This window comes from Leifsonia soli, assembly GCF_013408745.1.
GTDB classification, from domain to species: Bacteria; Actinomycetota; Actinomycetes; order Actinomycetales; family Microbacteriaceae; genus Leifsonia; species Leifsonia soli.
The window spans coordinates 1798525-1810722 of the sequence record NZ_JACCBJ010000001.1 but is presented as its reverse complement, the minus strand read 5'-3'; the positions used below and the strand labels follow the sequence as shown (position 1 = coordinate 1810722).

The following is a 12198-nucleotide window of genomic DNA, read 5'->3' as shown; positions in this document are numbered from 1 at the left end:
CGATCAGGGCGCCGGGCGCACGCCCCGGATGCTCGAGAGGGGGAGTGTCCGCTCGATGTCCGCGGCGCGGTCGCGTCCACGCAGTCGACCCCCGCCGACCCCGGTCGGCTCCAGGAGGTAGTCGACGACCTCGCCGCCGGGCATCGCCACCTCGACGATCACGGTCTGGCGCGCCTTGACCGCCGCATCCAGCTGCCGCGCCAGCCACCGCTCGCCGGTGTCCTCCTCGGCGTCGTCCTCGGCCTGGCGCAGCCGGACGACCAGCTCCGCGTCGCGGTCGGCCTCCTGCGCGGCTCGCGGATGCGCGAACCGCTGCCGCCGGAGCGTCACCTCGCGGCCGTCCGCGTCCTCGGCGACCACCGGGTACCGCGCGTCGCTGAGCGCCCAGAACACCACATCCCGCGGGTACCGGCTCCCCAGCTCGCCGTCTCCGGTCGGGATCAGCCGCAGCGAACTGAGCGACTGGTCGACCTGGATGCTGCGCAGCACCGTCGGGTCGGCCGACCGGACCGCGGAGCGCATGTTCTCGCGCTCCGCCTCGTGCACGCGCACCCGCCCGTGGCGCTCGGCGGCGTCGGCGATCAGGTACTCGATCGGCTGCGGCAGCCCGGTGAGCGAGATCGTGCTCAGGAAGTCGCGGATGCCGTCGGCCGTCTCGCCCGCGGTCAGCGCGCGGTCGACCGAGGTGGCGGAGAGGCGGAACGTCGATGCGAGGGCGCGGGACTCGAGGTCGGCGATCCCGCGCAGCCTCCCCTCGACCTCCGGCGCCAGTGGCCCGGGGGAGACGATGGTGAGGTCGTGCTGGAGGTAGACGCGGTCCACCTCGGACGGGAACTGGGCCGCCATGATCTCGGTGGCGGCCTCCGGGCCGTCCTCGACCAGCGCGGTGCCGGCGGATGACGGCGCCTGGTGCGCGGTGACGCCGAGCCACTCGGCGAGGCGGGTGTGCGCATCCACCCGTCGCTGCGCCTCCTCGACGGCCGCCGGGTACAGCCAGGCGACGTGCTCGCGCAGGCTGTCGCCCCACGCGGCGCGGCTGCGCAGCGCCAGGAGGGTGCGGAGGTCGGCCGGAAGCGCGTCGAGCCAGGCGGCGGCGAGGGCGCGCCAGCGGTCGCGGGTGGGAGAGTGCGACCAGGCGGCGGCGGCCTCCGTCGGCAGCCACATCCCGTCGTCGACCGCCGCGAGGCCGGCGCGCTCGGCGGCGGAGAGGACCACGGGGACGATGTCGGCATCCACCGAGAGCGCCTCGGCCAGGCGCTTGACCGCGGGGAGCGCGAGTCCGCCCTTCTGCAGCCGGCGAGCGCCCTCGCGCCCCAGCTCCGCCAGGAGTTCGGACACGGCCGTCACGGCCTCGAACGCGCGCTCGGAGGCGAGGCGGTCGGTGAACCGGCTCTCCGTGTCCGGCACGGGCGCCAGGGCGGGTGGGGGCGGGGTGCCGAGCAGCTCGGCGGGCGACGGCAGCCCGGAAGCGGGCCAGGTGGCGAGGTGGGTGGTGACGGCGTCGTAGACGACCACGCGACCGGCGGGCGCGTCGGCGCTCGCGTCGGCGTCGGCGTCGGCGTCGGCGTCGGCGGGATGGACGAGCAGGAGGCCGTCGAGGTCGGCCAGCGCCGCCTCCGCCGCCTCGAGCGTCGTCCCGGTCGTCGCGGGCTCGACCTTCAGCCGCCGGGCGAGCTCGTCGGCCGTCAGTGGGCCGCCTCCGCTGCCCAGGGCGACGAGCGCCGCCAGGTGCGTCCGGTCGAGCGGGGCGAGGGCGCGCTGGAGGGAGTCCGCATCCAGGAGGGCGTCCGCCAGGTCGAAGAAGTCGGACACCCCGGTCCGTCGGTAGGTGCGGTGGTGCAGCGCGGAGACGAGCGCAGCGTCGTCCAGCTCCCGCAGCCGGGCTGCGAGAGCGAGTGTGGTGGTCATGGCGCCGAACCGCCGGCCGTCCCGGCCCCTAGCGCCGGCCCTTGGTGCCGTTGGCCGCGTTGGCCGCCCGGTTGCGCCGGGCGCTGACGATGAGGAGGACGATGATCAGCACGAAGGCGATCGGCAGGGCCACCAGGGGGAAGAAGAAGACGGTCGGCCACAGCCCGAGGCCGGAACCCTGGGCCGCGAATTGCCCGGCCGCCGTCCCGATCAGGATGGCTGCGATGCAGACCAGGGAAACGATGACGAGCGCGGCGACGATGTACGACAGGATGCGCTGGAGCCGCGATGCCGGCGGCGGGGTCTGCTGGGTCACGAAATCAAGGATAATTGAGGTTGGTCATCCGATCCCCCATGCGAAGTGAGGTTCCCATGCCAACCGGCAAGGTCAAGTTCTACGACGAGGAGAAAGGCTTCGGCTTCATCAGCTCCGATGACGGCCAGGAAGTCTTCCTGCACGCCTCGGCGCTTCCCGCCGGTGCCGTCGTCAAAGCGGGAACCCGTCTGGAGTTCGGCATCGCCGACGGCAAGCGCGGAGCGCAGGCGCTCTCCGTGCGCGTTCTGGAGGCTCCGCCGAGCCTGGTGAAGATGAAGCGCAAGTCGGCCGACGACATGGCGATCATCGTCGAGGACCTCGTGAAGCTGCTCGACGGCATCGGCGCGAACCTGCGCCGCGGCAAGTACCCCGACAAGGCGCACGGCGCGAAGATCGCCGCCGTGCTGCGCAAGGTCGCGGACGACCTGGATGCCTGAGCGCGGCGACGACGTCGACCCGGTCGCCGAGGCGGAGGTCGCCGAGGCGGCCGAGGCCGTTGAGGTGACGGACGTGATCGTGGATGCGGAGCCGGCCGCACCGCTGGTCGCCGATCCCGAGCTGCTCGCCGCGGTCCCGCTCGCGCTCCAGGCGCTGGCCGAGATCACCCCGGAGGCCACGATCGGCGAACCCCTCGGCCACGTCGTCGAGGGGCCCGGTGTCGTCTCCCTGCTGTTCGCCAGCCGCCTGTCGGGCTACCCGGACTGGCGCTGGACCGTCACCGTCGGCCGCGCCGGCGATGACGACGAGCCGACCGTGCTCGAGGCCGAGTTGATGCCGGGCGACGGATCGCTGCTGGCGCCCGACTGGGTGCCCTGGTCGGAGCGCCTGGCCGAGTACCAGGCCGCGCAGGAGGCCAACGCGAGCGCGGACGCCGAGTCGGATGACGACAGCGTGGACGACGACGAGGACGAGGGTGACGACGAGAGTGACGACGAGTCCGAGGAGGGCTTCGACGACGCCGAGGACGACCACGACGTGCACGACCTGCACGGCGACGACGATGTGGACGGCGTCGACATCGACAGTGTCGACGTCGACTTCGACGAGGAGACGGACGTCGACAGCGACCTCGATCTGGAGGCGGAGGAGGCCGCGGCGCTCGCCGACGAAGACGACGAAGACGACGAGGCCGACGACGAAGAGGCCGACGACGAAGACGACTCAGCGGCGGCGCGTGACGGTGAGGTAGCCGAGTCCGAGGACGCCGAGGACGAGTCCGACGACGATGGTCCAGAGCCAGGTGCCGGAGGCGACCGCCGGGCCGCCGACGATCAGGACGACGACGAGGGCGACCAGCCACAGCGCTAGCCCGACGACGACGGCCCGCCGGTCATCCGTCTTCACGGGGACCGGGTCGGGCCGACGTTCGTCGTCGCGGAGCCAGAGGCGCATCGCGCGGTCAGCCCAGCCGCTCGACCACGTACTCGATGCAGCCGATCAGGGCCCGCACATCCGCCGGCTCGATCGCCGTGAACGTCGCGACGCGCAGCTGGTTGCGGCCGAGCTTGCGGTACGGCTCGGTGTCGACGACGCCGTTGGCGCGCAGTGTCTTCGCGATCGCCGCCGCATCCACGCTGTCGTCGAAGTCGATCGTGACGACGACCTGCGAGCGGTGCGCGGGGTCGGCGACGAACGGGGTCGCGTACTCGACCGACTCGGCCCACGAGTACAGCGCGCCGGACGACTCGCGGGTCCGGGCGTCGGCCCAGGCGAGGCCGCCGTTGCCGTTCATCCACTCGAGCTGGTTCTCCAGCAGCACCAGCGTCGCGATCGCCGGGGTGTTCAGCGTCTGGTTGAGCCGCGAGTTGTCGACGGCGTTCTTGAGGCTGAGGAACTCGGGGATGTAGCGGTCGCTCGCCGCGATGCGCTCGACCCGCTCCAGAGCGTCGGGGGAGAAGAGGGCCAGCCAGAGTCCGCCGTCCGACGCGAAGTTCTTCTGCGGGGCGAAGTAGTAGACATCCGCCTCGCTGACGTCGAGATCGACGCCGCCGGCCGCGCTGGTCGCATCGATCACCGTGAGCGCGCCGTCGTCGCCGTGGACGCGGCGGGCCGGCGCCATGACACCGGTCGACGTCTCGTTGTGCGGCCAGGCGTACAGGTCGACGCCCTCGATGACCTCGACCTCGCTGCGCGACCCGCCGGGCGCCTCGATGACGTGCGGGGCCTCCAGCCACGGGGTCTGCGCGGCCTTGGCGAACTTGCCGCCGAACTCGCCGAAGACGAGGTTCTCGCTGCGCTTCTCGATGAGGCCGAACGCCGCAGCGTCCCAGAACGCGGTCGAGCCGCCGTTGCCGATGACGACCTCGTAGCCCTCCGGCAGGCGGAACAGCTCGCCGAGACTCTCGCGCACGCGGCCGACCAGGTTCTTCACCGGGGCCTGGCGGTGCGAGGTGCCGAGCAGCTCGGCACCGGCCCCGGCCAGGTAGGCGACCTGCTCGGGCCGGACCTTGGAGGGTCCGCATCCGAATCGACCGTCGGCGGGCAGCAGCTCAGAGGGGATCGTGACGTCCGGCATAACTGAAGTGTATTGGCTGTTGCATGCTCAGGACGGCGCGCGCGGGCGCTCCGCCCGGGCCTGCGCCTGGCTGTCGGCCGCACCAAGTAGGCTGTCATCCGACGTTCGCGCGCCGTCACGTGGAGGGGTTCATGACCGATCTGATCGATACGACCGAGATGTACCTTCGCACCATCCTGGAGTTGGAGGAGGACAACATCGTCCCCCTGCGTGCGCGCATCTCCGAGCGTCTCGGCCACTCCGGTCCGACCGTCTCGCAGACCGTCGGCCGCATGGAGCGCGACGGTCTCGTCGTCGTCTCCGGCGACCGCCACCTGGAGCTCACCGACGACGGCCGCCGCAAGGCCGTCCACGTCATGCGCAAGCACCGCCTCGCGGAGCGCCTGCTGAGCGACGTCATCGAGCTCGAGTGGGAGTACGTCCACGAAGAGGCCTGCCGCTGGGAGCACGTGATGAGCGAGCAGGTGGAGCGCAAGCTGCTGACCATGCTCGGCCACCCGACCGAGTCGCCGTACGGCAACCCGATCCCCGGTCTGGGCGAGCTGGGCGCCGCCGACTCCTCCCTCTCCACCGAGAACCTGATCAACCTGGTCGACGTCGTGCGCGGCAGCGATTCCGGGGTGACTGCCAGGATCCGGCGTCTCGGCGAGCCCGCACAGGTCGACCCCGAGCTCCTGCTGCAGCTCAAGCAGGCCGGTGTCTTTCCCGGCTCGACCGGCACATTCTCCCCGGCCGGCTCCTACGTCGCCGTGCAGATCGACGGGTTCGAGACCGGCCTGGAACTGCCCAACGAACTCGCCGCGCATATCTTCGTCGACGCCTGATTCCCGTTACCGATTCGTTAAAAAGCACCCGAAAAGATGTGACAAACGGGGTCTCGTCCCGTAGTCTCTTACGAGTCCGAACGGGCCACCATCCGGCCCATCAGGACCCTGGATCGAGACGCTCCACCCCCCTAGTACCCGTCTCTCGATCCGTGAAGCCGAAGCCACTCGTGCGGACGGGGGCAGCTCCCTAGTGCTGCCGGAGCGTTGGAGGTCACACTTTGGCAGACTCGAGCACGATCGGTCCCCTCCAGGACCGTTCGAACCCGGACCAGAGCAGCACGGACATCACTTCTTCCCCTTCCACCCCCGTCTCCCGCCGCGCGCAGCGCGTGCAGCGTGAGGCCGCCGCGTCATTCCGCCCGGCATCGTCGCCGGCGCGCACGAACGGCCGCGCCGCTTCGACCGCTGTCCGCACGGCCACCGGCTCGACGGCAGCGCAGGCGAAGAAGAAGCGCAAGGGCGGATGGATCCTCAACGCCGGTGTCATCACCGTCGCCACCGGGATCATCGCGACCATGTCCCTCCCTGCTTTCGCTTTCAACCCGAGCGACGCGCAGAGCGCGGGCTTCGGCCCCAGCGCCGCCGACTCGATGAAGAAGGCCCAGTCGCAGACCGTCGAGGTCGGCGGGGTCGCCGCGTCGACCGTGAGCCGCGACGCCGCCTCCGCCACGACGGAGGAGCAGCTGGCCGCGCAGAAGGCCGTCGCTGCCGCGGAGGCCGCCCGACGCCAGGCCGCCGTCGAGCTGGCCACGTACGCCAGCAAGTCGACGGGCCCGTCCGTCTCCGACTTCCTTGCCAACCCGCCGTACCCGAACTTCAGCCTCTCGCAGGTGTTCTCGGTGGCCCAGCAGTACATCGGCACCCCGTACGTGTACGGCGGCGCCACCCCTGCGGGCTTCGACTGCTCCGGCTACGTCATGTACGTGTACGCCCAGTTCGGGGTCTCCCTCCCGCACTCGGTGTCCGGCCAGGCCGCGAGGGGCAAGCGCATCTCGATTGCCGACGCCCAGCCGGGCGACCTGGTGATCATGCCGGGCCACGACGGCTTCTACGCCGGCAACGGCAACATCATGGACGCCCCGGACTCCGGTCGGTCGATCTCGATCCGCCCGATCTGGACCAGCGACTACTACATCGTCCGCCTGGGCATCTGAGCCCGGCTGCCCTTCTCTCCGGACGCACACCCGCGGGTTTCCGTTCGGTGAACACTCCGCACCACAGCACAGGAACGGCGCGCCCCGAATAGGTGGCGCGCCGTTTCTGGGTTACCCTGGCGTTCTGACGCTGCGTCACGCAGCCGCAGATTCGGAGGATCCGATGGCCGGAACGCGTTCCGCCGGGCCGCTGAGGGCGACCGGGTGGGACGAGCGCGGCCTTCCGACGGGATCGAGCATCACGCTCTCCCGCTGGGGCGACTTCCTCGCCTGCCGTCACCACGTCGAGGCCTGCCACCGCCACCATGTGGCGTGCCGCCACCATGCCGCCTCCTCCTTGGGCGCTGTCCGCACGGACAGTGCCCTTTTTGTTTGCCCGAGCACCCTCCCTCCTCTTGTCCCGAAGGGCCGCAGATGAAGACTCTGGTTCTCAACGCCAGCTACGAGCCGCTCGGCGTGATCGCGACGCGACGCGCGATCATGCTGGTGCTGAGCGGGAAAGCGTCGACGATCGCGCAGAGCGGCGCGCAGCTGCACAGCCGCTCCCTGGTGCTGGATGCGCCGAGCGTCGTCCTCTTGAACCAGTTCATCAAGGTGCCGCACCGCCGCATCCCGCTGACCCGCAAGTCGGCGCTGGAGCGGTACGGCCACGTGTGTGCGTACTGCGGCAAGTACGGCGACACGCTCGATCACGTCATCCCGCGCGCCCGCGGCGGCACCCACACCTGGGACAACGTGGTCGTCGCCTGCCTGTTGACTGAACTAACTCCAGAGCTCGTCGTTCGCTCGAGCCGTAGCGACTGGGGGCTGGCGGCATGACAAAGACGCTTGTTCTTAACGCCAGCTATGAACCGCTGGGCGTCGTCTCCACACGTCGCGCGATCTTGCTCGTCCTCGCGGGCAAGGCGTCCACATTGGCAGCCAGCGGTGCTCAGTACCACAGTCGCTCAGCGGTTCTCGATGCGCCGAGCGTTGTGCTGCTGAATCGCTATGTCAGGGTGCCTCAGCGGCGCATCCCTCTTACGAGAAAGTCGGCGTTGGAGAGATACGGCCACGTATGCGCTTATTGCGGACGATATGGCGACACCTTGGATCACGTTGTCCCCCGAGCGCGTGGGGGAACTCACTGCTGGGAAAACGTGGTGATTGCGTGCTTTAAGTGCAACAACACCAAATCGGACTCTTTGCTGTCCGAGTTGGGCTGGAAGTTGCCGTTTGAGCTCAAGGAGCCCCACTTGAACATGGCTTCCTTGATCAGCTTGCGTTGGGACGACCCGACGTGGGACGAGTTTACGACCCCGTGGCGAAAGCACGACCTCCAACTAGCTGGTTGATAAGCTAACCACTCGACAGCACTCCGAACGGGGTGCGGTGGCAGCGCGCCAGCGGGAGGAGGTCAATTGTGACCGAACCGCGAGATCTGCAAGCAATTCGCCTTTCACAGGTGGTGCGCGTGCGGGAGGACCCGGGCGAACCGGTCGGAGTCATTGTCTATGACACCGCCGGCGCCCGGGTCGACCCCATCAATATGTACCTGCGCGACGTCTTCGCCAATGGTGCGTCCCTTCGTACCTGCCGTTCCTACGCCTACGCGCTCGTCCGCTGGTGGCGCTTCCTCGATGCGGTCGAGATTCCTTAGACCCAGGCCGCCTCCGCCGAACACGTTGACTTCGTAGTTTGGATGCGTTCCCACCAGCCGAGGCACGGCGGAAGCGCCTCCGGAGGCCACGCCGGCAACGAAGGGTCGTACGCAGCTCGAACCATCAACCACTCCAACGCAGTCCTAGCGAGCTTCTACGACTACCACGCTCGCCGCGGGACGGGGCCGATGCTCAGTCCGGTCCGCGCCTTGACGGTACGACCGCACGCCCACCACAACCCGATGCACACCTTCAGCGCGCCCATGCGACGAGCGGGCCAGCAGAAGGTGCCGCATGCGACACCGCAAGCTATCCCGGACCAGGTGTTCAACGAGCTGTTCGCACAGCTGAGCTCCAATCGCGACCGTGCGCTGGTGGCCTTCTACGTCAGTTCGGGCGCTCGCGCCTCAGAACTGCTCGAAGTCACCGGCGAAGCAATCGACCCAGGCCAGAATCGCGTGTTGGTCCACCGGAAAGGCGACCGGCGGGAACAGTGGATCCCGGCTTCGCAGGACGCCTTCGTGTGGCTCAGCTTGTACCTCGGCTCGCGGTCGCTTCGTAGTGGGGAACCGGTGTGGCTCACGCTCCGAGAGCCACTGCGACCGCTCAACTACCACGCGCTGAGGAAAGTCTTCCAGCGAGCACAGGAGGTGCTTGGGACCCGGTACACACTTCACCAACTCCGCCACACCGCCGCCTACCGGATGGTTCGGGACCCGAACCTCTCTCTGACAGATGTCGCATGGGTCCTGGGTCACGCGTCGGTCACAACGACGCAGATCTACACGGTGCCGCTGGAGGACGACCTGCTCGCCAGGATGGCCGCGCACTTCGCGCGACCACCAGCGCCGGCAGCTCACAGGCCGGCCAACTATGACGCCGACGCCCTCGACGTCCTGTTTGGTGGGCGCCATGTCTGAGCAGCGTTCAAGACTGATCGACGAAGTCCCGCCCGCCGGTATCGAACCGAGCCAGACGCAGCGACAGCGGGTCTCCCCGCCACCACCGTCCAAGCACCGTGAAGCACCGGTTCGTTCCCCAGAGCCGGTCTCTTGGCCGGTGTCGCTAATGACCTGCGCCGAACTCGTCGAGCTTTCGCTGTCTGCTGTTCCGGTCAGCGCTCGCTTCAGCAATCCGAAGGGTGAACGGAGCGCCCGACGTATCGCGATGCGAGCCGTGACTGGCTGGCTGTCTACGATGCCTGGGCGGAGTTGGCAGGAACGGTGGCTCGCGAGCGGTGTCGAAGACGATCCAGATTGGGCGGATACCATCGTCGCGCACTTCAACTCCACGAACGGCGTCAACTACCAGCGTGGAGTCGTTCCGCGCGGCATCGCGTGGATGTGCGCCGTCGACGCCATCAGACCGAGCTACGAATGGATGCATCGCAATCACGAAGTGGTGCGGGGCCTGCATAACATCGTCTTCGACGTGCGTGATCCCTCAGCTCGCGAAGCGCTGGAAGAAGCGATCGACGAGCACGGCAAGCTCTCGAGCCGCATCGCGGCGCAGAAGGTTAGCGCCCTCTCGCAGCTGGCTCGCGTGCTGGTGCGCACAGGTAAACGCCGGGCCGCAGACATCAGCGTGGACGACCTGCTTGAAGTACGTGAGACGGCGCGTGGTATCCGGAACAATTTGCCGTCCGGCGCTGCCTACGACGCCATGTCTTGGGCGGGGCTTCTCCCCGACGGTGCGCCGGAGAACTTCGCCAAGACGCGTCGAACCCGTCAACGCTCTGTGGAAGAGCTCGTGGACAGGACGGGTATCGCGAATCGGCGCATGCGCAACCTGTTCATCGACTATCTGCGCGCGCGCTCAGCGGCCCTCGACTACACGTCTCTAACCGGCCTGGCTTCCACACTCGTGCAGAACTTCTGGGTAGAGCTGGAAATCCTCCGGCCGGGTATCGACTCACTTGACCTGGACGCCGAACTGCTCGACGAGTGGAAAGCTGGGCTGTGGGTAGTTCGACACGGGACGGGGAAGGGTAAGCGACGCACCACGATCGGGCCGATCCTCCTTGCCGTTCGAGCGTTCTACTACGACCTCGCCGACTGGGCCTTGGCCGAACCCGATCGGTATGCAGCGTTCGCCGCACCGAACCCAGTGACGCAGGCGGACGTTGAAGCGTTTCGCAAGTCGATCAAGCACCAAAAGGCACGCAGCCACGCCAGGACAAGAGTGCGCTTACCCCTACTGCCAAAGCTGCTGGACACAGTCGAATCGACAAAGCGTTGGCACCTCGAAGCGCTCACGAAGGCGCGCAACTGCGCGGTGGGCGAACAATTCGTGGTGTCCGGCATCCAGTGCGAAGTCGTCGGCGCCGAAGCCCGAGAGTTTGGCGGACGCCTGCTCAACGGCTACAAGCGGGCCGGCGGCATCCCCGTGCGCCGGCTAGACAACGGTGACATCTTCGACGCCGTACATGCCGAAGCGAACCACTTCTGGCGGTGGGCAGCAATCAACGTCATGGCGGAGACCGGCGTCCGAATCGAGGAACTCGAGGAACTAACGCACACGGCCCTTGTCCAGTACAAGCTCCCTACCACCGGGGAGCTGCTGCCATTGCTCCAGATCGCCCCGTCGAAGACCGACGAAGAACGGGTCATCCCCGTGTCGCCGGAGCTCGCCTCGGTCCTCGCCGAAATGATCTCGCGCGTAAGACGTGAGGCGGGGACAGAACGGCTCCCGCTGGTGACCCGGTGGGACTACCAAGAGAAGAAGGAGTCCGCACCGATGCCATTTCTCTTCCAACGGGAAATCAACGGCGAACGCCGCACGATAAACCGCGCCTGGATCGGCCGCCATCTCGCGAACGCAGCGAGTGACGCTGGCTTTGTCGGCGATGACGGTGAACCCATCAAGTTCGCCAACCACGACCTCCGCAGAATCTTCACAACCGACGCCATCAAGAACGGGCTCCCTATCCACATCGCCGCGGCGCTACTCGGGCACCGCGACCTGAACACCACCCAGCGCTACAACGCCATCTACGAGGAGGATGTCTACCGGCACTTCAGGAGCTTTATCGATGCTCGACGCGCGCTTCGGCCAGCAGAGGAATACCGCACACCGACCCCGGAAGAATGGGAGGAGTTTCTCGGTCATTACGAACGCCGGCAGACCGAAATGGGCATCTGCGGCCGGGCGTTCGGAAGCTCATGCGCTCACGACGGCGCGTGCCTACGCTGCCAGCTCCTGCGCCCAGATCCAGCGCAAGAAGGCCGACTCCTGGAACGGATCGACAACCTCAAGGCGCGCATCGCTGAAGCGAACGAACAGCGCTGGCTCGGCGAAGTGGAGCTCCTCGAACAGACCCTCGCCGGTGCCTATCAGAAGCTCGAGTCCATGCGGAGGCAGGTTGCCGATGGGCCGACCTTCCTCGGTCTTCCAACGGTGCGAGCCGACGAGTAGCGCCACTTAGCCCGGAGTGTCGGACGACCTATTCTTGGGTAGGTCGTCCGGCAACCGGAAGTCCAGGTCGTGCTCCCCGTTCGGGTCGCCGTGAAGTTCGACAGCCCCCGGCCACAACTGTGCGTGAAGTGCCGTCTCGAGCCTCGCCATCGTCAGGAAGTCCGGCCAGGTCTTGCCGGCAAGCAGCGAGATCAAGGTGGAGTGGTTGATGCCGGCGTCTCGTGCCACATCGCGAACGCCTCGGTCACCCATCGCGGCCTGGAGTTTGAGGGTGAAGCGGCGAGCCATCTCGCCTGCTGGGTCGGTTGACGGCGCGTCCGGCCATGAGCTGGTCAGCTCATTCGGTTTGGTGCGTCCGGTCTTCGCCACAGCACGAGCGTACAGGCGCCCTCCGACGGCCCGAGTCCCAGCGGCGTGCTGTCGC

14 protein-coding genes and 1 pseudogene are annotated in these 12198 nt (G+C 68.1%); 9 read left to right on the top strand and 6 right to left on the bottom strand.

The features are described from left to right. Window positions 1–3: 3 nt before the first annotated feature. A complete protein-coding gene (locus tag BJ963_RS08755) occupies window positions 4–1908 on the bottom strand; it encodes a helicase-associated domain-containing protein (RefSeq protein ID WP_179456023.1) in 1905 nt (634 codons plus the stop codon). Window positions 1909–1936: 28 nt separating this feature from the next. Next, window positions 1937–2224, bottom strand: coding sequence for a hypothetical protein (locus tag BJ963_RS08750; RefSeq protein ID WP_089909079.1), 288 nt, complete (start codon window positions 2222–2224; stop codon window positions 1937–1939). Window positions 2225–2280: 56 nt separating this feature from the next. Between BJ963_RS08750 and BJ963_RS08745 the strand changes: the two genes are divergently transcribed. Both BJ963_RS08745 and BJ963_RS08740 read left to right on the top strand, forming a co-directional pair. After that, window positions 2281–2661, top strand: a complete 381-nt coding sequence (locus BJ963_RS08745; protein WP_018191747.1) for a cold-shock protein — start codon at window positions 2281–2283, stop codon at window positions 2659–2661. After that, window positions 2654–3532, top strand: a complete 879-nt coding sequence (locus tag BJ963_RS08740; RefSeq protein ID WP_179456021.1) for a DUF3027 domain-containing protein — start codon at window positions 2654–2656, stop codon at window positions 3530–3532. The genes BJ963_RS08745 and BJ963_RS08740 overlap by 8 nt, the downstream gene beginning before the upstream one ends. Here BJ963_RS08740 and BJ963_RS19120 read toward each other — a convergent pair. Together BJ963_RS19120 and serC are read right to left on the bottom strand one after the other, a co-directional pair. Next, window positions 3452–3616, bottom strand: a pseudogene (locus BJ963_RS19120) (DUF2530 domain-containing protein); the annotation flags it as partial. The gene BJ963_RS08740 and the pseudogene BJ963_RS19120 overlap by 81 nt on opposite strands. 7 nt (window positions 3617–3623) lie before the next feature. Continuing rightward, a complete protein-coding gene (gene serC, locus BJ963_RS08735; protein ID WP_179456019.1) occupies window positions 3624–4739 on the bottom strand; it encodes a phosphoserine transaminase in 1116 nt (371 codons plus the stop codon). Between the two features lie 131 nt (window positions 4740–4870). On the opposite strand from serC, the gene BJ963_RS08730 reads away from it, so the two are divergent. Then, window positions 4871–5563: an iron-dependent transcriptional repressor DtxR gene (locus BJ963_RS08730; RefSeq protein WP_089909085.1), complete on the top strand. Its 693-nt coding sequence runs from the start codon at window positions 4871–4873 to the stop codon at window positions 5561–5563. Between the two features lie 214 nt (window positions 5564–5777). Here the strand turns inward: BJ963_RS08730 and BJ963_RS08725 are convergent, their stop codons facing one another. Beyond that, window positions 5778–6083: a hypothetical protein gene (locus tag BJ963_RS08725; RefSeq protein ID WP_179456017.1), complete on the bottom strand. Its 306-nt coding sequence runs from the start codon at window positions 6081–6083 to the stop codon at window positions 5778–5780. Between BJ963_RS08725 and BJ963_RS08720 the strand changes: the two genes are divergently transcribed. The 6 genes from BJ963_RS08720 to BJ963_RS08695 all read left to right on the top strand — a co-directional run bounded on the left by BJ963_RS08720 (window position 6082) and on the right by BJ963_RS08695 (window position 11774). Beyond that, on the top strand, window positions 6082–6720 hold the full coding sequence (locus tag BJ963_RS08720) for a C40 family peptidase (RefSeq protein WP_157696903.1): 639 nt from the start codon (window positions 6082–6084) through the stop codon (window positions 6718–6720). The two genes, BJ963_RS08725 and BJ963_RS08720, sit on opposite strands and share 2 nt — an antisense overlap. Before the next feature lie 414 nt (window positions 6721–7134). Beyond that, window positions 7135–7539: an HNH endonuclease gene (locus tag BJ963_RS08715; protein ID WP_246298016.1), complete on the top strand. Its 405-nt coding sequence runs from the start codon at window positions 7135–7137 to the stop codon at window positions 7537–7539. Continuing rightward, window positions 7536–8054: an HNH endonuclease gene (locus BJ963_RS08710; protein WP_179456015.1), complete on the top strand. Its 519-nt coding sequence runs from the start codon at window positions 7536–7538 to the stop codon at window positions 8052–8054. Before BJ963_RS08715 ends, BJ963_RS08710 begins: the two co-directional genes overlap by 4 nt. Before the next feature lie 68 nt (window positions 8055–8122). Continuing rightward, window positions 8123–8359 carry a hypothetical protein gene (locus BJ963_RS08705; protein ID WP_179456013.1) on the top strand — a complete coding sequence of 79 codons (237 nt, stop codon included), beginning with the start codon at window positions 8123–8125 and terminating at the stop codon, window positions 8357–8359. A 324-nt stretch (window positions 8360–8683) separates the two neighbouring features. Beyond that, complete coding sequence (locus BJ963_RS08700; RefSeq protein ID WP_179456011.1) at window positions 8684–9280, top strand: tyrosine-type recombinase/integrase; 597 nt, start codon at window positions 8684–8686, stop codon at window positions 9278–9280. After that, window positions 9273–11774: a site-specific integrase gene (locus tag BJ963_RS08695; RefSeq protein ID WP_179456009.1), complete on the top strand. Its 2502-nt coding sequence runs from the start codon at window positions 9273–9275 to the stop codon at window positions 11772–11774. The genes BJ963_RS08700 and BJ963_RS08695 overlap by 8 nt, the downstream gene beginning before the upstream one ends. A gap of 6 nt (window positions 11775–11780) precedes the next feature. On the opposite strand, the gene BJ963_RS08690 is transcribed toward BJ963_RS08695, so the two are convergent. Beyond that, window positions 11781–12143, bottom strand: a complete 363-nt coding sequence (locus BJ963_RS08690) for an XRE family transcriptional regulator (RefSeq protein ID WP_179456008.1) — start codon at window positions 12141–12143, stop codon at window positions 11781–11783. Window positions 12144–12198: the final 55 nt, after the last annotated feature.

What these genes read in the sequence shown, in the direction of transcription:
- BJ963_RS08755 (WP_179456023.1), bottom strand. Translation starts at nt 1,908, where the DNA reads ATGACCACCACACTCGCTCTCGCAGCCCGGCTGCGGGAGCTGGACGAC.
- BJ963_RS08745 (WP_018191747.1), top strand. Translation starts at nt 2,281, where the DNA reads ATGCCAACCGGCAAGGTCAAGTTCTACGACGAGGAGAAAGGCTTCGGC.
- BJ963_RS08740 (WP_179456021.1), top strand. Translation starts at nt 2,654, where the DNA reads ATGCCTGAGCGCGGCGACGACGTCGACCCGGTCGCCGAGGCGGAGGTC.
- serC (WP_179456019.1), bottom strand. Translation starts at nt 4,739, where the DNA reads ATGCCGGACGTCACGATCCCCTCTGAGCTGCTGCCCGCCGACGGTCGA.
- BJ963_RS08730 (WP_089909085.1), top strand. Translation starts at nt 4,871, where the DNA reads ATGACCGATCTGATCGATACGACCGAGATGTACCTTCGCACCATCCTG.
- BJ963_RS08720 (WP_157696903.1), top strand. Translation starts at nt 6,082, where the DNA reads ATGTCCCTCCCTGCTTTCGCTTTCAACCCGAGCGACGCGCAGAGCGCG.
- BJ963_RS08725 (WP_179456017.1), bottom strand. Translation starts at nt 6,083, where the DNA reads ATGGTCGCGATGATCCCGGTGGCGACGGTGATGACACCGGCGTTGAGG.
- BJ963_RS08715 (WP_246298016.1), top strand. Translation starts at nt 7,135, where the DNA reads ATGAAGACTCTGGTTCTCAACGCCAGCTACGAGCCGCTCGGCGTGATC.
- BJ963_RS08710 (WP_179456015.1), top strand. Translation starts at nt 7,536, where the DNA reads ATGACAAAGACGCTTGTTCTTAACGCCAGCTATGAACCGCTGGGCGTC.
- BJ963_RS08695 (WP_179456009.1), top strand. Translation starts at nt 9,273, where the DNA reads ATGTCTGAGCAGCGTTCAAGACTGATCGACGAAGTCCCGCCCGCCGGT.